The 19,407-nt window shown below is 40.5% G+C and carries 18 protein-coding genes; 2 read left to right on the top strand and 16 right to left on the bottom strand.

Annotation, left to right across the window (positions count from 1 at the left end):
• Positions 1–121 precede the first annotated feature (121 nt).
• The 6 genes from BK583_RS09440 to BK583_RS09415 all read right to left on the bottom strand — a co-directional run bounded on the left by BK583_RS09440 (position 122) and on the right by BK583_RS09415 (position 4,279).
• Complete coding sequence (locus BK583_RS09440) at positions 122–337, bottom strand: YneF family protein (RefSeq protein WP_035397205.1); 216 nt, start codon at positions 335–337, stop codon at positions 122–124.
• A gap of 93 nt (positions 338–430) precedes the next feature.
• Complete coding sequence (gene sirA, locus BK583_RS09435) at positions 431–859, bottom strand: sporulation inhibitor of replication protein SirA (RefSeq protein ID WP_038480534.1); 429 nt, start codon at positions 857–859, stop codon at positions 431–433.
• Positions 860–1,060: 201 nt separating this feature from the next.
• Entirely contained in the window at positions 1,061–3,055 is a 1,995-nt protein-coding gene (tkt, locus tag BK583_RS09430; RefSeq protein WP_055737590.1) for a transketolase, read from the bottom strand.
• An 81-nt stretch (positions 3,056–3,136) separates the two neighbouring features.
• Positions 3,137–3,376, bottom strand: a complete 240-nt coding sequence (locus tag BK583_RS09425; protein ID WP_038480540.1) for a DUF896 domain-containing protein — start codon at positions 3,374–3,376, stop codon at positions 3,137–3,139.
• 46 nt (positions 3,377–3,422) lie between these two features.
• Positions 3,423–4,085, bottom strand: a complete 663-nt coding sequence (locus tag BK583_RS09420) for a YneB family resolvase-like protein (protein WP_055737589.1) — start codon at positions 4,083–4,085, stop codon at positions 3,423–3,425.
• Between the two features lie 14 nt (positions 4,086–4,099).
• The gene (locus tag BK583_RS09415) at positions 4,100–4,279 is read right to left on the bottom strand and encodes a hypothetical protein (protein WP_055737588.1); all 180 of its coding nucleotides are present in this window, start codon (positions 4,277–4,279) and stop codon (positions 4,100–4,102) included.
• Positions 4,280–4,433: 154 nt separating this feature from the next.
• On the opposite strand from BK583_RS09415, the gene lexA reads away from it, so the two are divergent.
• On the top strand, positions 4,434–5,063 hold the full coding sequence (gene lexA, locus BK583_RS09410) for a transcriptional repressor LexA (RefSeq protein ID WP_038480548.1): 630 nt from the start codon (positions 4,434–4,436) through the stop codon (positions 5,061–5,063).
• A gap of 29 nt (positions 5,064–5,092) precedes the next feature.
• On the opposite strand, the gene BK583_RS09405 is transcribed toward lexA, so the two are convergent.
• From BK583_RS09405 to spoVK, 5 genes are all read right to left on the bottom strand, one after another.
• Positions 5,093–6,292: an MFS transporter gene (locus BK583_RS09405; RefSeq protein ID WP_055737709.1), complete on the bottom strand. Its 1,200-nt coding sequence runs from the start codon at positions 6,290–6,292 to the stop codon at positions 5,093–5,095.
• 373 nt (positions 6,293–6,665) lie between these two features.
• A complete protein-coding gene (dinB, locus tag BK583_RS09400; protein WP_038480551.1) occupies positions 6,666–7,775 on the bottom strand; it encodes a DNA polymerase IV in 1,110 nt (369 codons plus the stop codon).
• A gap of 131 nt (positions 7,776–7,906) precedes the next feature.
• Positions 7,907–9,256, bottom strand: coding sequence for a type I glutamate--ammonia ligase (gene glnA, locus BK583_RS09395; RefSeq protein WP_038480554.1), 1,350 nt, complete (start codon positions 9,254–9,256; stop codon positions 7,907–7,909).
• A 126-nt stretch (positions 9,257–9,382) separates the two neighbouring features.
• Positions 9,383–10,651, bottom strand: coding sequence for a methionine gamma-lyase family protein (locus BK583_RS09390; protein WP_038480557.1), 1,269 nt, complete (start codon positions 10,649–10,651; stop codon positions 9,383–9,385).
• Between the two features lie 89 nt (positions 10,652–10,740).
• Positions 10,741–11,667: a stage V sporulation protein K gene (gene spoVK, locus BK583_RS09385; RefSeq protein ID WP_055737587.1), complete on the bottom strand. Its 927-nt coding sequence runs from the start codon at positions 11,665–11,667 to the stop codon at positions 10,741–10,743.
• A gap of 190 nt (positions 11,668–11,857) precedes the next feature.
• Here spoVK and BK583_RS09380 point away from each other — a divergent pair, with 190 nt between their 5' ends.
• A complete protein-coding gene (locus tag BK583_RS09380) occupies positions 11,858–12,826 on the top strand; it encodes a tyrosine-type recombinase/integrase (protein ID WP_055737586.1) in 969 nt (322 codons plus the stop codon).
• 43 nt (positions 12,827–12,869) lie between these two features.
• Here BK583_RS09380 and hfq read toward each other — a convergent pair whose 3' ends face one another.
• The 5 genes from hfq to mutS are packed head-to-tail and all read right to left on the bottom strand — an operon-like array spanning position 12,870 to position 19,382.
• Positions 12,870–13,103, bottom strand: coding sequence for an RNA chaperone Hfq (hfq, locus tag BK583_RS09375; RefSeq protein WP_035397294.1), 234 nt, complete (start codon positions 13,101–13,103; stop codon positions 12,870–12,872).
• Between the two features lie 38 nt (positions 13,104–13,141).
• Positions 13,142–14,110 (bottom strand): tRNA (adenosine(37)-N6)-dimethylallyltransferase MiaA, encoded by a 969-nt coding sequence (miaA, locus tag BK583_RS09370; protein WP_055737585.1) that lies wholly within the window; start codon positions 14,108–14,110, stop codon positions 13,142–13,144.
• Positions 14,107–14,880, bottom strand: a complete 774-nt coding sequence (locus BK583_RS09365) for a class I SAM-dependent methyltransferase (RefSeq protein ID WP_055737584.1) — start codon at positions 14,878–14,880, stop codon at positions 14,107–14,109. The genes miaA and BK583_RS09365 overlap by 4 nt, the downstream gene beginning before the upstream one ends.
• 13 nt (positions 14,881–14,893) lie before the next feature.
• Entirely contained in the window at positions 14,894–16,786 is a 1,893-nt protein-coding gene (gene mutL / locus BK583_RS09360; protein ID WP_055737583.1) for a DNA mismatch repair endonuclease MutL, read from the bottom strand.
• A gap of 10 nt (positions 16,787–16,796) precedes the next feature.
• Positions 16,797–19,382: a DNA mismatch repair protein MutS gene (mutS, locus tag BK583_RS09355; RefSeq protein ID WP_055737582.1), complete on the bottom strand. Its 2,586-nt coding sequence runs from the start codon at positions 19,380–19,382 to the stop codon at positions 16,797–16,799.
• Positions 19,383–19,407 lie beyond the last annotated feature (25 nt).

The following is a 19,407-nucleotide window of genomic DNA, read 5'->3' as shown; positions in this document are numbered from 1 at the left end:
TTTAAACAATCTACAATCCTATTACGAACCTGTTTACATACAACAAAAATCACTTTATCCACGACGCTACGGTCCCTACGATAAAGTGATTTCTTCCGTTTCATGATTATCAGAGGATTTCTTACTTCCCCTGTTGCTTTTGCATAGCCTTCATCATTTGAGTGATTTTCTTTTGTGATGGATTTTGTCCCATTTGTTGCATCATCACCCGTAACATTTGCTCATTAATCGGTGGGTTCTTTTTCAAGTAAGACATCATGGTTTTACGAGCAATAAAAAAGCCAATTGCTATACCTGCTAGAACCGCTACAGTATACCCTATAATATGCCAGATCAATGTTAAACCTCCTTCTCACACGTTCTACTTCTATTGAACCTTATCTATTATACACGAGCAGGCATCGATTTTAAAGCACTTAAAAAAGCATGCTTAGAGCACGCTTTGTTTTTCATATGGTTTCAGCCAGCCAAACCGTCGATCGTTTACATTTACTGCAAAAAAGAAGCCATTTACTTCCCTTAACAGATCAAACACATCGGTCTCCGCCTGTAAATCTCCCTCTGCTTGCAGACAAATTTTCTTTGCATCTAGCATAAGCGCGCACTGATTTTTTGGATTTCCATCAGAAGCTGCAACAAAGCGATTTGCATCTTCTTCTTTATAACGAGATAAAAAGATTTGTTTAATTTCTTCTTCCGGCATCGATGTTGTTATATAGTTGATTTGGCGATCATAAATCGGCTGGGTATGCTTACGCGCTTGTTCTCGTTCTTCAAATAACTGAAATAATTTCATTTCTTTACCAAGATAAGAGGATGCTACATCTTCTGTGACATTGAATAATTCATAGTATCTCATCTCTTCTCTCCTTCAGCAGAATGAAAATTTCGAATCTATCTTCATTATACTTATTTTTCAAAAAGATGCTGTCTATTTGTCGTGAAGAACCTCACTAGTTTTGTCGAATACCGTATGAAAAACACCTATTGTGCTCGTCTCTATTGTTCTTTTTAAAAAAGCCTATGATTCACTAATCTAGTCAATCATAGGCTGCGTTTTTTATGAAAGCAATGCTTTTACTTTGCTTACTACATTTTCAACAGTAAAACCGTACTCGGCAATGATTTCATCGCCAGCACCAGAAGCACCAAAAGTATCAATGGTGAGAGTATCTCCTTCATCACCGATGTACTTTGCCCATCCTAGGGATGCCCCCATCTCAATAGCGAGACGTGCTTTAACGTGTTTTGGAATCACTGCATCTTTATATTCTTTCGGCTGAGCTTCAAAACGATCCCAGCTAGGCATACTTACAACAGAAACATCAATGTTTTCTTGTGCAAGTGCTGCTTTCGCTTTCATCGCAAGTTGTACTTCAGACCCTGTTGCCAATAAAATGGCATCTGGTTCACCGTTAGTTTCTGAAAGTACGTATCCACCTTTTTTCACACCTTCATATGCCTTCGTTGTTGTTTCTTCTTGTGTATCAACATTTTGACGGCTTAATACGAGTACAGTTGGCTCTTTCTGAGACTCTAGCGCAAGTTTCCATGCTGCTGCAGTTTCATTTCCATCTCCAGGACGAACAACAGATAAACCTGGCATTGCTCGTAAAGCAGCTAACTGTTCAACAGGCTCGTGGGTTGGACCATCTTCACCAACAGCGATGCTATCGTGCGTTAATACGTACGTTACCGGAACACCCATGAGAGCGGATAGACGAATGGCGGGACGAACATAATCAGAGAAAACAAAGAATGTACCACCGAATACTTTTAGACCACCGTGGAGCGCCATTCCATTCAATGCACACCCCATTGCAAACTCACGAACACCGAACCAAATGTTGCGTCCTGCATAATTGTCTCTACCAAAATTACTTTCGTTCGTTAAGGTTGTCTTATTTGAACCAGCTAAATCAGCCGATCCACCAAATAGTTCAGGCACATGAGCCGCTAACGCATTTAACGCTTCTCCAGAAGAAGCACGTGTAGCCAAGCTTTTTCCTGCTTCATAAGTCGGCAACGCTTGATCAAATCCCTCTGGTAAATCTCCTGCAAAGGCACGCTCATATTGTGCTGCGAGCTCCGGATTTTCTGCTTTATAGGCAGCGAATAATTCATTCCACTCATCTTCATGCTTTTGTCCTTGCTCTTTAACAGACGTAAAGTATTCACTTACTTCTTCAGGAATATGAAAATCTTCCTCATATGTCCATTTGTACGCTTCTTTTGTAAGAGCCACTTCATCTGACCCTAATGGAGAACCATGAGAAGCTGATTTCGCTGATTTGTTAGGTGAACCAAACCCAATGACTGTTTTCACTTCAATTAATGTTGGACGATCAGATGTTTTTGCTTCTTTAATCGCTTTATTAATTTCTACTAAATCCATGCCATCCTTTACGTAAATCACATTCCAGCCATAAGCCTTGAATCGATCTTCCACACTTTCAGAAAATGATTCATGAAGATCTCCATCAAGTGAGATATCATTTGAATCGTACAGTACAACAAGACGATTTAACTTTAAGTGACCAGCTAATGACGCCGCTTCTGCTGATACCCCTTCCATTAAATCCCCATCGCCACAAATAGCGTACGTATAATGATCCACAATCTCATGATTTGCCGTATTATATGTTGCTGCTAAATGACGCTCTGCCATTGCCATCCCAACAGCCATGGCAATGCCTTGACCGAGGGGTCCCGTCGTAGCTTCTACACCTGGTGTATGACCGTATTCAGGGTGTCCTGGTGTACGGCTTCCTAACTGACGAAACGATTTTAAATCATCAAGTGTTACATCATAACCTGTTAAATGTAATAGGCTATATAAAAGCATGGAACCGTGTCCAGCTGACAAAACAAAACGATCGCGGTTTGTCCAGTTTGGATTCGCTGGATTGTGATTCATGTGGTTCGCCCACAAATCCAACGCCATAGGAGCTGCGCCCATAGGCATACCTGGGTGACCAGAATTGGCTTTCTCAATACTATCAATGGAAAGTGTTCGAATCGTATTTACCGCTAATTCTTCAATATTTTTATTCATATGTAACACCCTTTCATTCTTCTTACGTCTCCATCATAAACAAAATAAAAAAAATGTACAAGCCTGACAGAAGCTTGTACATTAATGAAGTCGAGTTTGCTTTTGTGCTTTACTGTCTTTTAGCTTTTGTGGCGTTACGTCGCTACCCTTTTCGTCTACGACTTTTACAGAATGAAGCTGATTTTTAAACGCTGAACGAAATGTACTTAAATACTCTTTACGTAAAGCTTGTTGTTCTTCTTTTTGGGCTTTCGTTAAGCCGGTTGTTTTCGCCAAGTGAGAAAGCTCATTTATACGGTTTAGCTTCGTTTTTGGTAACAATGACAATCACCTATCCTTTTGTTGCCATCATAGCATCTTCAATGCTTTAGTTCAAATGATCGGTTTCTGCTTGTATATGCTGTTGAAACCGCCGGTGTACAGTCGCTTTTGAGCAATCATACCCTAGCCCTTTTAAAGTTAATGCAATTTCATGGAACGTTAATTTTTTATCTCGCAGACGAATAATTTCATCTATTGGAAGGTCTTTTTTGCTTCGGCCCCCAAGACTACCACCACTCAAGTTCCGTTCTGGTCGATAGCCATTTTTAACAGCCACCTTCATGCCTCGCTTAATTTTCAAATTATGTAGTCTTCGCTGATACTCTTCAACAATAGCTACAATTTCGAACACCATCTCATCTGCTTCAGACAAATGGATAGTACCTTGATCATGGCACGTATATACAGTAATACCATACTTTTTTAATTGATATAAAATAGCTGTTTTTGCTCTTCCTCTACCAATTCTCGTATCATCGGTTACGACTAAATGGGTAAAAGATCCTTTTTTTGCTTGATCTAAAATAAGAAGTAGTTGGTCTCGATCTAAGTCGTAGCCGCTCGCTACATCATGGTAACACTCGTTTACCTCTAATTGATGTTGCCGAGCCATTTCATAAAGTTCCTCTTCCTGTCGCGCTAAAGAAGACTGCTGTTGATCTTTTTCTGTACTTACACGACAATATAAAATGGCTTTCTTTCCTTTCATGCTACTGCTCCCCTTTACTCAAACGAATACCCCTCATAATCATATAAAACTTCTGGACTCTCTAGTTGATCATGATGGTCTTCACCTTGTTCTCTATTATCTCGATCTATATCAAAAGATAGCAAACTACTGAACATAAATAAAATAGTCATAACCCCTGCAATAATAATACCTTTTTCTTGATTATTCTTCACTATAAGATCACCCGTTCGTAAGAATATTTGTTCTTACATGAGAATAACTCGAACTATTGTTCGTGTCAACCCTTTTTAGAACTTATGTTTGCGTTCGTATGTTCGATGTGCTACAGTAAGGATACGAATACATAGAAAAAGCGGGTGATGAGGAGTGTCTAAATTATCTACTAGACAAGAAGAAATACTATTATTTATTAAAGACGAAGTGAAAAAGAAAGGCTATCCACCTTCCGTTCGTGAAATTGGAGAAGCAGTTGGATTAGCATCAAGCTCTACTGTACATGGCCACCTTGCACGACTTGAAAAGAAAGGCTACATTCGCCGTGATCCAACAAAGCCAAGAGCAATCGAAGTTCTTTCCCTTGAAGCAGCAGCAGATGAAGCGGTAATTATTCGTGAGAAAACCCGCTACATTCCTGTTATGGGGAAAGTCACCGCCGGTAGTCCAATTACGGCAATTGAGAATGTGGAGGACTATATTCCACTTCCAGATCATATGGCTGGTCATGAACAAGTGTATGCCCTTGTTATTCAAGGGGAAAGTATGATTGAAGCTGGCATTCTGGATGGGGACCAAGTATATGTGAAACAAACGCAAACAGCAGATAATGGTGATATTATAGTAGCCATGACTGACGAACATGAAGCGACTGTTAAACGATTTTTCCGTGAGAAAAACTACATTCGCTTACAACCAGAAAATTCAACAATGGACCCAATCATCTTGGACAACTGTACGATTCTTGGAAAAGTCATTGGTGTATTTCGCACCATCCAATAAGAAAAGCACTGGGAGGTCCCAGTGCTTTTTTACTGTTCATTTACCGACTCTTTTCCTTGCTCTTCTTTCTTCTTTTCCTGTGCTAACAACCATTTCAGTACCGCAGCTGTTAGCAAAAATAACACGCCTGCGCTAATAAAGACATAGGATATACCAAAACTAGCTGCGAGTAATCCTCCTGATACTGGACCTAACACATTCCCTAAAAAACGAAAGCTTTGATTATAACCGAGCACTTCCCCTTGCATGGAGATTGGACACGCTTGACGAATAAATGCGGTTGTACAAGGAATTAAGCCACCCACTGCTAATCCGAAAATAAAGCGTAATACAATTAACTGCCACAAAGAATCCACAAAGCCTTGAGGGATAAAAAAGAGGCCTGACAAAATTAAAAGTAAAAGCATGACTTTTTCATGGCCAATACGATCTCCTAGTTGTCCCCACTTTCTTGTCGATAGTAAATTACCGAGCCCAGTAATCGAAAAAGCCACTCCTGCTAAAAAGGCCATATTTTCTGTTGAACTGGTCAAATCATTTACAAATAAAGCGAGTAATGGTTGAATGCTAAACAACGCCATCTGGATAATGAGCGCAACGACCATTACCATGAGAAGGATCGGGGACCCCACGATAAACTGGATCACTTCTCTCGCAGAATACCGCTTTTTCTTTTCTCCTTTTTCTTCATAAATCACTTCTTTGACACCGAAAACGACTAAAAACGAAGCTAAAGTCAAGATTGAAGCCGTCAAAATAAAGGTTAGCTCCATTCCAACAGTGTCTGCAATTAGCCCGCCAAATAGTGGTCCTAGTAAACCTCCTGATACAGTTCCGGTTTGCAACGTTCCAAGAGTCTCTCCAGCTGTACGTTTACTACTTTGAGCGGCAATTAACGCCATAGAAGCAGGAATAAACCCTGTTGCTAAGCCCATAAAGGCGCGCAAAACAAACAACGCTTCAACAGAATTCACATAGCCCATTAAAAAGACAGAAATGGCAATGCCGAATCCTGTTCCAATTAATACTTTCTTTCGTCCATATCGATCGCCAATTCTACCCCATATCGGTGCAACAAGAAACGCTACTAAAAAAGAAACACCGAACACGAAACCCGACCATCTTTGTACATCTTCACCTGAATATTGTCCGAACGATTCAATGTACAAGGATAAAAAAGGGATGACCATCGTCATGCTTGCACCAACAAACAGGTTGGCAAACCACATAATAAGTAAGTTACGCTTTTCTGCTTTTATACCGATCACCTTCGTTACATAAGGATCTTCCTTATTATTTCGCAACTCTAAATATATGCGAAAAAAAAACAGCCGTCAAACCTCTTTTACGGGCTAAATCCGTAAAAAAAGGATTAAAACAGCTACTTTCCTTCCTCTTGATTCTTTTTTCACACATCTTGAAAAAAGACATAACTTATTAGTAACCACTACATAGGAGGCGAATGGAATGGATCTCTCAGATGAAATGGTGTTACTCATTACCATTCTTGTGCTGTTTATCTTATTAATTATTGTTGGCATTATTTTGTTTTACCTATAGTTAGCGTTCAACTACTTTAACGGCGTCATTGAATAAGTCATTTTAAAACAAGGATAAGGTTTGATACCGAATTTCAACAAGGTTTGTGACACTTAAGCCAAGCAGTCGCACTTGACGATCCACCGTTCCATAAGAAAGCCATAGTTCTTGTGCATACCTGTATAGATCATCCCATTTATGAACGTAATCAGGCAAGCTAATACGTCGTGTAATCGTATCAAATGAACGATAGCGAATTTTAATAACGATGGTTTTTCCTTGTTTCTTTACGCGCTCAAGAGAGGATTGCACTTCTTCAGCAAGCACACGTAACTTTAACAAGACGTCTTCATCTGTCATTAAAGGTTGAGAATACGTATGTTCCTTCCCTACTGATTTACGATCCCGGTGTACTTTTAACCGATTATGATCAATTCCCCTTGCACGCTTATAATATGAAAGACCTGCTTTACCAAAGTGATGAACAAGATCAAGTTGGGATAACTGATACAAGTCATTTCCTGTATAAATGTGCAAACCATGCATTTTTGCAGCTGTTTTCGGACCAATTCCAGGAAATTTTTCAACTGGCAATTCTTTTATAAACGCTTGTGCTCGATCAGGTGGGATAACCGTTAACCCAGCCGGTTTCTTTATATCGGAAGCGATCTTAGCAAGAAATTTATTATAAGAAACACCAGCAGAACTTGTCAGACCGGTCTTTTCCCAAATCTCACGTTGAATATGCCGAGCTAACTTGCTCGCGCTTACTTCTCCTAAACGATTTGTTGTTACATCTAAATACGCTTCATCAATTGACATCGGCTCTACTAAATCGGTGTATGCAAGCATAACCTCACGAACGCGCAAAGACGCCTCTTGATATGCTTTATAATTGCCCGATATAAAAATCCCCTCTGGACAGCGCTTGTACGCTTCGTAAGCGCTCATGGCTGAATGAATGCCGTACTTCCTAGCTTCATAATTTGCTGTGGAAACGATGCCTTTTCCTCCTGTTTTTCTTGGGTGCTTTGCAATGATAACAGGTTTTCCTTTTAAAGACGGGTTATCCCGTTCCTCTACAGATGAAAAAAAAGCATCCATATCAATGTGAATGATTTTTCGTGACGTATCCCGATATGGCTCAGGTAACTTAAAATTTTCATTTGCCATAACAAACCCGCCTCTTTCATTTGTTCTCGTACCTACTATTATAGGCGAACGTATGATCGAAGTCAATGAAGCGCCTTCTTCCATATATAGTAAAAAACCCTCAACACAAGATGTGTCAAGGGCTTCCTCTTTTAGTAGTTCTGCATGAATTGTTCTCTTTCCCACGGATGGACTTGGGTACGGAACATATCCCACTCAATTTCTTTCGCTTCAATAAAGTGTTCAACTGCATGCTCACCTAGTGCTTGAACGAGGGTCTCGTCTTTTACTAAGCTCTCAAGCGCTTCGCCTAGTGAAGCCGGCAATGCTTTAATGCCTTCTTCTACACGCTCTTCCTTGCTCATTACATAAATGTTTCGATCCGTCGCTTCTGGAGGCGTCATTTTACGCTTGATACCATCTAAACCAGACGCTAACATAACAGCCATCGCTAAATACGGGTTAGCAGATGGGTCTGGACTACGTACTTCAATACGTGTTGATACACCGCGTGAAGACGGAATTCGAATAAGTGGCGAACGATTACGCATTGACCAAGCAATATAAACGGGTGCTTCGTAGCCTGGTACTAGACGCTTATACGAGTTAACGATTGGATTCGTAATGGCTGTAAACCCTTCAGCATGTTCCAAAATCCCACTTAAAAACTGCATAGCTGTTTTGCTTAACTGACTTTCAGTTTTCTCGTCATAGAACGCGTTGCCCTCTTTCGTAAAGAGCGACATGTTTAAATGCATTCCAGAGCCGTTAACACCAAACAACGGTTTCGGCATAAATGTTGCGTGAAGACCATGCTTACGAGCAATGGTTTTAACGACAAGCTTAAACGTCTGAATGTTGTCGCATGCTGTAATCGCATCGGCGTATTTAAAATCGATTTCGTGCTGACCAGGTGCAACCTCATGGTGAGAGGCTTCAATATCAAAGCCCATGTCTTCTAGTTCTAGTACGATGTCACGACGACAGTTTTCACCAAGATCAGTTGGTGCTAAGTCAAAGTAGCCACCTTTATCATTTAACTCAAGGGTCGGCTCGCCTTTTTCGTCATTTTTAAATAAGAAGAACTCCGGCTCTGGGCCAATGTTAAAACCTGTGAAGCCTAATTCTTCAGCTTGTTTTAACACCCGCTTAAGAATTCCACGTGGATCTCCATCAAATGGTGTTGGCTCTTCTCCTGGTTTACCTGGTTGATAAATATCGCAAATTAATCGTGCTACTTTCCCTTTTTCCGGTGTCCATGGGAAGATGACCCACGTATCTAAATCCGGGTAAAGGTACATATCTGATTCTTCAATTCTTACAAATCCCTCGATAGAAGATCCATCAAACATCATCTTGTTATCCAGCGCTTTTGAAAGCTGGTCCACTGGAATTTCTACGTTTTTAATCGTTCCTAGTAAGTCTGTAAATTGTAGACGAATAAAGCGTACATTTTCGTCTTGTGCAATGCGAACAATGTCTTCTCTTGAATAATTTGGCAACGCATTTGCTCCTCTCACTCTGTTTTTATATGTAGAAAAGGACATAAACTCCTTTTTACATGACTTTTAAACGATAAGCTATGTACGTATCGTACTAAAGGCTTTTTTGTTCGTCAAGAAAAGTCCTTATTTCCTGTCTTCCTTTTCCCAATGGTTGCTAAACGTCTTTTCTACTGCTTTCGTAACAGCAAGCTTTACATGTTCATAGGTTAAGCCACCTTGAACATAAGCAGTAAATGGCGGTCGCAGTGGACCATCAGCGGTTAATTCGATACTTGCACCTTGAACAAATGTACCTGCCGCCATAATCACATCATCTTCATAACCTGGCATATAGCTCGGTGTTGGTGTGACGTGGGCATTCACAGGAGATGTGTGCTGAATGGACTGACAAAAGGCAACCATTTGCTCAGCTGTATCAAAATAGACCGCTTGAATTAAATCTGTGCGTGTTTGACTCCAACGAGGTGATGTCTTCATCCCTACGTCCTCTAATAAAGCAGCTGTAAAATGAGCACCTTTCACGCTTTGGGCGACCACGTGTGGGGCTAAAAAGAAGCCTTGATACATGTCTGTAAGTGTCCCAAGTGTTGCCCCTCCTTCAGCACCGATGCCCGGTGCAGCTAAACGATAGGAGGCTAACTCTACAAAATTCTGCTTCCCAACAATGTACCCACCAGATTTAGCGATGCCGCCACCTGGATTTTTAATTAACGAACCTGCCATTAGATCAGCACCAACGTGACAAGGCTCTTTTGTTTCAACAAACTCTCCATAACAATTATCTACAAACACGATCACATCTTCTTTTATTGACTTTACGTAAGCGATAATATCTGCTAGTTCAGCAATCGTAAAGGAGGGACGATCTCCATACCCTCGTGAACGCTGAATTCCTATTACTTTCGTCTGTGCATGAATCGCGTTTCGAATACCTTGCTTGTCCATTTTACCGTTCATAAGATCAACTTTGTTGTAGCCAATTGAATAATCACGCAGCGAGCCCTTACCATTTCCTCGAATACCGACAATTTCCTCGAGGGTATCATAAGGCGTTCCGCTAATGTATAGCAATTCATCTCCAGGACGTAATAGACCAAAAAGCGCTACAGCTATGGCGTGTGTACCAGAAACAAGCTGATGGCGGACTAAACTCGCTTCTCCTCCAAACACATCTGCATAAATTGCTTCTAACGTCTCTCGCCCTGCATCATCATATCCATAACCTGTTGAAGGAGTGAAATGAAAATCGGCGACTTGATGGGTCGCAAAACTTTCCATCACTCGGTTCTGATTAACTAGAGCAACGTCATCCACCTGTTCATGAATCGACTTTATTTTGTCTTCTGCTCGTTTGACAAGCGCACTAACTTCTTTTGAAAATAATGATTCCATACGTTGTGTCTCTCCTAATTAAATTCAATCCTCTTAAGCTTATCACGTCCTAAAAAAGAAAGAAATAAAATGGCGCAATGACACGCATCTTATTTCCTAAATGTGAAATCTTCTTTTCGTAATGTCTCAAGTTCTGCTTTTGTAAACTTATCTTCTTTTAACACCCGAACCGCTTGAAGACGAATGGCTTCTTCCACCAGATTCCTTATATAACGTCCGTTACTAAACGCATACGTTTCCTCTACTAGCACCGTTTTAATATGCTCACGACAGCGGTTCAATGCCTCTTTTTCAATCGTATAGTCTCGTTCTTTCGCCATTCCAATGAGCATTTCAATCAGTTCTTCTACCGAATAGTTAGGGAACGTAATTGAGATTGGAAAACGAGACGGCAAGCCTGGGTTTAGGGACAGAAAGAAATCCATTTCTTTAGAATAACCAGCTAATATAAGCACAAATTCATTTGCATGATTTTCCATTCCTCGAACGAGTGTATCAATCGCTTCTTTGCCAAAGTCTTTTTCCCCGCCTCTAGAAAGAGAGTACGCTTCATCAATGAAAAGAACACCTCCTTGAGCTTGCTTTAAGACATCCCTTGTTTTCTGCGCAGTGTGCCCAATATACTCACCAACAAGGTCAGCTCGCTCCATTTCAATAAAGTGCCCTTTTGAAAGAACATTCATTTCATGTAAAAAAGAAGCAATAAGCCGAGCAACCGTTGTCTTGCCAGTGCCGGGATTGCCTTTAAAAATCATGTGCAACACTTGTTTCGGTGATTTTAAGCCAACTTCCTTTCGTCGTTCACTAATGTAAATCCATGCGTACAGTTCTTTCACAAGCGCTTTTATCTCTTTTAAGCCGATATAGTTTGCAAGTTTCTGTTCAAATCGAACGAGAACTTCATGCTTTTCTTTTTCTTCAACTGACACAAACCAATCTGTGCTCGCACGCTTTTCAGGAGATTTATTTAACACGACGTTAATCCGCGCATTATTCTTCATTTGATGATTTGACATGGCTAGTAAGACCTCCCTTGAAACCTTATCACTCCTACTACTATACGTGTAAGAAGACAATGCGTGATAAACACCCAAACGATGCATCCTCTTCTTTATCTTATGGCTACAGCAGAAAAACCATGCCTCTAATCCTTCCCATAGACATTTACACGATCTTTGTTAAAATTTAAAGAAAAGGGGGAGTTGGATGGATCTATTGTCGTGGAAAAACGTGTTTTTAGATCAACTTGCTCTAAAAGGGAGAAAACAGGCTACGATTCGTCGCTATGACTATGATTTGCTTGATTTCTTTCAATGGTTAGAAGAAAAGCCCTTTCATACGTTAACAACAGAAGAAGTGGAAGCGTTCTATCATCACTTGCTGATGTCACGTCAATATAAAGTACGCACAATCCGCCGAATCTCTTCTGTACTTCGTCGCTTTGCGCTGTTTTTACTTGAAGAAGGCTTCTTACAAGATCACCCGTTACTTCATCACGAACCACCATTATTAAACCTTGAACCATTAAATAGGAATGAGTGGATTAGTCAAAAGGAAACATCCATTCTGCTTAAAACAAGCCATTCAGAACGAGGGTTAACAGAGAACCAACGGATAGCTCGACCACAATTAACAGAACGAAATTATACCATTTTGCTGCTTTTAACGAATTATGGCATCACATTAAGTGAAGCATGTGCACTAACAATGAAGGATACATCTTTTATTCAACAGACCATTATTGTGGGTTTAGATGCATCCAAACGAACACTAACGTTAGAGGATGACCACGCTAAACAACTTTATGTTTATTGGAGTAGCATCCCAGAACCTGTTCGCCCTCGAATGCATACAGATGACTCATTCTTTGTTGCGTTTGATTTTACAAGGCGAACCTATCACTGGTCTTATGAAAACGATCGCCCTAAAGCGTTAACTGCCATTGCCCTTCAAAAAATGATTCGCACAGAAGTTGCACGTGCCCATTTACGGAAAGGCATTTCTGCACAGCATTTTCGTAATTCGTATTTACTGCGATCATTGCTCCACTCTGGGCATGATCATCAGCTACAGCGTAAACTCGGATTAAAAAGCCCGTTGTCTCTTCGCCGTTATGTACTGACAGTTTCCCGATTAACGACAAAAGAAAAGGCGCTTTTACTTCCAAATCAATAAAAAAGATCTCTTGAACCATGGTTCAGAGATCTTTTTTATTCTTTTATACGTCCGTTTCACTTTTTAATTGGACATTTTTTTGCGGTGCAAATGTTGAAATGGCATGCTTATATACAAGCTGCTGCTTTCCTTCTGTTTCAATAATGACTGTAAAGTTGTCAAATCCCTTTATTGTGCCACGAAGCTGAAACCCATTTAATAAAAACATCGTGACTGGAATCGATTCCTTTCTTAATTGATTTAAAAATTGATCTTGAATATTCACCGTTGACTTCATAACGATAGCCCCTCTCTCTCTATATGTTTCTATCTTAGTTATTCGAGTCCATTCTTGAATTTCCTGCAAGAAAAATCGACGACTTTCGGTAAAATTTCTTCAATTGTTTGGGACGTAACATCAAACCATTCTGCCTGACTTTTATTTTTAAACCAAGTGAGTTGTCTTTTTGCATATTGACGCGATCGAGTTTTAATTTGCTCAATCGCTTGTGACAATGATTGTTCTTGATTAAAGTAAGCATACAATTCTTTGTACCCAATTGCTTGAATGGCTTGACCTTTAATGCCTGCTTTATACAAAGCCTCTACTTCTTCAACAAGCCCTAGCTCCATCATACGATCTACACGCTGATTTATACGACTATAAAGAAGCTCTCTATCCATTGTTAGACCAATTAACGCACTATGAAAACGAGGCACCGATTGTTCTTCCTCCCTTTCAGAAAAACGACAACCTGTAGTGTGAAGGACTTCTAAAGCACGGATGACACGTCGTTCATTGTGAGGATGAATGGATTCAGCTGCTTTTGGGTCCTTCTCTACAAGTAGCTGAAATAGAGCAGTCCCTCCCTGTTTTTTAGCGAATGTTTCAAGCTCTTGTCTATATGCTGGATCACTTTCGGCTTTAGAGAACGATAAGTGATGGGTAATAGCTTGGACGTACAAACCTGTACCGCCAACCATGATTGGCATTTTGCCTTTGGCCTTTACATTCGAGATTGCTGCTAGTGCACGGTCTTGAAAGCTCGAAACTGTCCATGGCTCCGTTGGGTGCAGCATATCAATTAAATGGTGAGGTACACGTGCTCTCTCTGCATCAGTTGGCTTCGCCGTTCCAATCGTCATATCCTGATACACTTGCATAGAATCAGCATTAATGATTTCACCTTGTAACGTCTCGGCTAAACGAATACTTAATTCGGTTTTTCCGACTGCGGTTGGCCCAACAACTGCAATTAATGGCTCTTTATTCAATAAAATACTTCCTTCCACTCTCTCATTCATCGATTAATAATCCCATATTGAAACGATGCATTTACTCGTTTTTCTACTGAAAAACCGAACGTTGCAAACAAATCACTTTTCGTGTGGTTTTTTAAAACGACTTTTTTTCGCGCAACTCGTTTTGCTTCTTCAACCATAGTGGCTGTTAACGATTGGTAGGATGCAAATTGTTTTAGCCCTGCTATACCAGGAGAGTGTAAACGAACATCAAACATCGGATCAAAGTAAACAACATCCACACTTTTAGACTCGCTATTTTGCAAATAAGAGAGATTATCTGTATTCGTGACGTTTATCTGCCTTAGAGCATCGTTAAAACGATCATCGCCTCCACGCCAATTTGCAAGACCATGACCGACGACAAATGCTACATAAGGATTGGCTTCTAATCCAACAACCTTTCCGTTGTGACCGACTGCCAATTGTGCCATTGTAGCATCTGCTCCCATACCGAGTGTAGCATCAATAAAGGTGTCTCCTGGATGTAACTCTGTTGCGGCTAGAAAAGGATCATTGCCTGAGTTTCGCCATTGTTTGTAGCGTAGAAAAGCACCATTCGGGTGATAATAAAACGGCTCGGCCCCTTGTTGTTTATGCAAAATTAGTTTGTCTTTCGCAACAATTAACAAGGGCTGTTCACCAAATTCTAAATAAAAATCTTCGATGGCGCGATCATCTCGATCAATAAACGTACCGTTAAGTGATGGTAAATAAGACATCGCTTCCTCTTTTAAACGATCCACTTGCTTTCTTGCTGTTGTTACAATCACGTTTGTTTGCCCCTTACATTACACGTTTAAACATTTTTTCTAGTTCATAGGTGGAGAAATGAACCAAAATCGGACGACCATGTGGACATGTATAAGGCTCTTCACATCGTCTTAACGTTTCCAACAGTTCAAATATCTCATCATGCCGCAAATGCCGATTCGCTTTAATTGCCGCTTTGCAGCTCATTAAAATAGCTGCTTCTTCACGTAACCGGTACAAGTCAATTCGTTTAGTCCCAAGCAACTGGTCTATAATTTCCCGAATAGACGACTCTTCTTCTCCCTTTGGAAACCAGGTTGGGTGGGACCGCACAACATACGTATGATGACCAAATGGCTCAAGGGATAACCCTACCGCTTCTAATTTCTCTTGTGATTCTTGAATCATAGCTGCTTCTCTGGCGGTAAATTCAAGTGTCAGTGGTACGAGTAAATCTTGTAACGTTGGCGATGGCTCACTTAGTTTTTTACGAAAATATTCATATTTAATCCGTTCCTGTGCGGCATGTTGATCTATTAAGTACATCCCGTTATCGTTTTGTGCAACGATGTAGGTTCCATGCATTTGTCCAACTGGGTACAAAGGCGGAATGGTTGACGCATTGATTGTTTCTTCAGGTTCATCTTGTTTGACTTCAGATTGAACCACTGGCGTTGCTTCAAGCAATTGCTCCTTTTCAGCTTGACCTTCCTTTTGTTGATGGAAGTGCTGTTCTGGCATCGCAACTGGTTCCTCAGTCTTAGCAGTCGTTCTCAGCGAAGCAACATGACTCGACGGTTTCTCTTTATACGAATCAGTTTCTTCATGAACCGCTGCATGTGTTTCCTGTGGCACTTCTGCTCGGTCTTGGTAGCGTAAGGAAAATGCCAGTTGTTGTGACGTTTGCTTCTCGACTACTGGCTTTGGTGATTGTGGAATTAATGTTTCCTGTGAAAATACTTCTTTAATTGCAGTCGTCATTACGTCGCCAAGTGCCTCTTCTTTACTGAGCCGCACTTCAAGCTTCGATGGGTGTACGTTCACATCAATTAATGTTGGGTCCATTTCAATTTTCACTATTGCTAATGGATAACGACCAATCGGCAACAACGTATGATATCCTTGTTGGATGGCTTGCGCCAACTTATAGTTACGAATATAGCGCCCATTAATAAAGATGGACATGTATTGTCGACTCGCTCGAGTTAGTTCTGGCTTAGCCACATAACCAGACACCGTATAATCAAGGGACTTCCCTTCAATCGGCACCATCATTGAAGCAGTTTGACGACCATACACTTCAGCCACAACTTGTAAGAGTCGGTCGTTTCCAGTTGTGTTTAAAATCGTTTTACCATCACTTGTGTAGTGAAAAGAAATAGCAGGGTAGGCCAACGCCATTCGATTGACAACATCACTTACATGACCAGATTCAGTCAATTTTGTTTTTAAATACTTTAATCGTGCCGGTGTATTATAAAATAAATCTTTAATAACGATGCTTGTCCCTTTTTTCGCACTCGATGGCTGTCGTTGAATCACTTCACCCCCGTGTAAGGTTAACTCTACTCCTTGTGTTCCCGTACTCGTTTGCACGGTTAGAGTCGATACCGACGCAATACTTGGCAAAGCCTCTCCTCGAAAGCCTAGCGTACGAATGGAAAACAAGTCGCGATCGTTTTGTATTTTTGAAGTGGCATGGCGTAAAAATGCCGTCTCCACTTGATCTGAAGGAATGCCATGTCCATTATCAACAATACGAATCGATTCCATACCGCCCTCTACAATTTCAATCAAAATGTCCGTTGCACCCGCATCAATAGCATTTTCTATTAGTTCTTTCACAATAGAGGCAGGACGTTCAACCACTTCCCCAGCGGCTATTTTATTTGATAAAGAATCATGTAACTGGCGAATGACTTTCACTGCACACACCTCATTTCTTTCTTAACTGCATTTGCCATTCGTTCACCTTTTTGATGACGTCAAATGGTGTGACGTGCAACAAATCTAATTCCTGTAACGCCTTTAAAACGCTTTGTTCTTTTTTTGTTTTGCCATCCTTTTTCTCTTCTTTTATTTGAAACAAACTTAATTGCTCGGCCTCTTCGTAAGTGGCAGCCAATTCTTCGTGAGTGACTGTATGCTGTTGTGTAGCATTTGTTGGTTTTGCTTCAAACGTCAGCAACAATTCATTTGCTCGTTTTGTTACAGAATCAGGTAAGCCAGCCAGTTCTGCAACGTATACGCCATAACTACGATCGGCTGCACCTTCAATAATTTGATGTAAAAACACGACTGTACCGTCTTCTTCAGCAGCAGAAACATGGACGTTTCGTAATGTTGGAATGGATTTTGCCAGGTCCGTCAACTCGTGATAATGAGTGGAGAACAACGTCTTTGCACCAATAGATTCATGGATGTATTCGATAATAGCCTGTGCTAAAGCCATCCCGTCATACGTTGATGTTCCACGACCAATTTCATCTAGTATAATCAGGCTATTTGGTGTCGCCTTTGTTAAGGCATCCTTTGTTTCCATCATTTCGACCATAAACGTACTTTGTCCACTCGCTAAGTCATCTGCGGCACCAATTCTCGTAAAGATCCGATCAAAAATTGGCATCGTTGCTTTCTTCGCAGGTACAAAACTTCCAATTTGAGTTAGGATAGCGCTAAGTGCAAGCTGACGCATATAAGTAGATTTACCACCCATATTCGGTCCAGTGATAAGCAACATATCTCGCTCATCTGTTAAATCAATATCATTTTCAACATATGTTCCCCGCTGAATCACGGTTTCAACCACTGGGTGCCGACCTTGAATGATATCAATTTGACGTGTTTCCGTTACATTTGGTTTTACGTATTGTTGTTTTTCGGCTACCATCGCAAAGCTTGCAAGTACATCCATTTCACTAATTTCTGTAGCCAGTTTTTGCAAAGATGGTACATACTCTTGCACAATTGTACGAATATCGATAAACAATTGATATTCTAGTTCTGTAAGCGATTCTTCTGCCTCTAGTATTAATGCTTCTTTCTCTTTAAGTTCAGGCGTAATATAGCGTTCTGCGTTTGTTAACGTTTGCTTACGCTCATACCTTCCTTCTGGTAATAGGTGGGTATTCGCTCGTGATACTTCAATATAGTAGCCAAAGACTTTGTTATAACCGACTTTTAATGAGCGAATTCCAGTAAATTCTCGTTCTTGTTGTTCCAGTTGTGCAATCCACTGTTTTCCATTTTTACTCGCATCACGGTAGCGATCAAGCTCTTCATTATAGCCATCAATAAGAATGCCGCCATCGGTTAGCGAAATTGGCGGGTCTTCCACTATACTGTTCGTTAATAAATGAACAAGAGTTTCATATGTTTCAATAGATTGTAGCCAATTTTTATTAATCGCTAAACTGTCTAATTGGGCTTTTATATCAGGTAGCTTTTTCAAAGATCGCTTAAGCTGTACAAGTTCTCTCGCGTTTACACTTCCATAGGCAATACGAGCAGCTAAACGCTCTATATCATACACTTCTTTTAATAAGTCCCTTAGCGCTTCCCGTTCAAAAAAAGCATGATAAAATTGCTCAACAATCTCTTGGCGCTCTCGGATTGCTCTAGGTCGCACAAGTGGTCGGTCCATCCATTGTCGCATTAAGCGCCCCCCCATGGACGTAACCGTTTGATCAATAACAGACAAGAGCGATCCTTGCTTTTTCTTTTCTCTCAAAGTTTCCACTAGTTCTAAATTTCGTTTTGCGTGAATATCCAATTTCAAATAATCATCTGTTGATAGGAATGTAGCTTGTTGAAGATGGTGCAAAGATTGCTTCTGGGTTTCTACTAAATAATGAAGTAACCGAAAGTATGCTTTCTGTAAAACAGGATGGTCAATGTTCGTAAGCAGATGTTGATATTCATCTAGTGGCTCTTCATACTGCCGATAAGAAATGAGCATAGAACGATTATGGGCGAAAGAAGCATTCAACAGTTCTTCCACTTCAAAAGGCGCAACAACTTCCTTAGAGCGACTTGTAGCAATCTCATCTAATAAATCATCCAACGTACCATTAATAAGCGTGACATCACTTTCTCCAGTCGATAAATCACATCGAGCTACTCCAAACGTATCGTCTGCAACTGCAATCGCAACTAAAAAATTATTTTCTCTTTCTGATAATAGCTTGCTGTTCATGAGTGTTCCAGGGGTTAATAATTTTGTCACTTCGCGTTTAACGACGCCTTTAACCATTTTAGGGTCTTCTACTTGCTCACAAATGGCAACTTTGTAGCCTTTATCAATTAATTGGGTCATATAATTATCAGCTGAATGATGCGGGACACCGCACATCGGGATACGATCTTCTCCTTGACCTCTACCTGTTAGGGTAATTTCTAATTCTTTCGCTGCTGTCTGAGCATCTTCATAGAACATTTCATAGAAGTCACCTAATCTAAAAAAGAGAATCGCATCTTGGTAGTGTTCTTTTATCTCTAAGTATTGCTTCATCATTGGCGTCATTCTATACGTGCCTCCGTTAATCCTA

Source organism: Shouchella oshimensis, assembly GCF_002019765.1.
GTDB classification, from domain to species: domain Bacteria; phylum Bacillota; class Bacilli; order Bacillales; family Bacillaceae_D; genus Shouchella; species Shouchella oshimensis.
The sequence above is the reverse complement of the archived record's forward strand: the minus strand, read 5'-3'. Positions and strand labels throughout refer to the sequence as shown.

Excerpts from the sequence above, each read along its gene's own strand:
- BK583_RS09390 (WP_038480557.1), bottom strand. The coding sequence starts at position 10,651 with ATGGAATCATTATTTTCAAAAGAAGTTAGTGCGCTTGTCAAACGAGCA.
- BK583_RS09420 (WP_055737589.1), bottom strand. The coding sequence starts at position 4,085 with ATGAAAGGAAAGAAAGCCATTTTATATTGTCGTGTAAGTACAGAAAAA.
- mutS (WP_055737582.1), bottom strand. The coding sequence starts at position 19,382 with ATGACGCCAATGATGAAGCAATACTTAGAGATAAAAGAACACTACCAA.
- BK583_RS09405 (WP_055737709.1), bottom strand. The coding sequence starts at position 6,292 with ATGTGGTTTGCCAACCTGTTTGTTGGTGCAAGCATGACGATGGTCATC.
- sirA (WP_038480534.1), bottom strand. The coding sequence starts at position 859 with ATGAGATACTATGAATTATTCAATGTCACAGAAGATGTAGCATCCTCT.
- BK583_RS09380 (WP_055737586.1), top strand. The coding sequence starts at position 11,858 with ATGGATCTATTGTCGTGGAAAAACGTGTTTTTAGATCAACTTGCTCTA.
- spoVK (WP_055737587.1), bottom strand. The coding sequence starts at position 11,667 with ATGTCAAATCATCAAATGAAGAATAATGCGCGGATTAACGTCGTGTTA.
- dinB (WP_038480551.1), bottom strand. The coding sequence starts at position 7,775 with ATGGCAAATGAAAATTTTAAGTTACCTGAGCCATATCGGGATACGTCA.
- hfq (WP_035397294.1), bottom strand. The coding sequence starts at position 13,103 with ATGAAGTCAACGGTGAATATTCAAGATCAATTTTTAAATCAATTAAGA.
- tkt (WP_055737590.1), bottom strand. The coding sequence starts at position 3,055 with ATGAATAAAAATATTGAAGAATTAGCGGTAAATACGATTCGAACACTT.
- miaA (WP_055737585.1), bottom strand. The coding sequence starts at position 14,110 with ATGAATGAGAGAGTGGAAGGAAGTATTTTATTGAATAAAGAGCCATTA.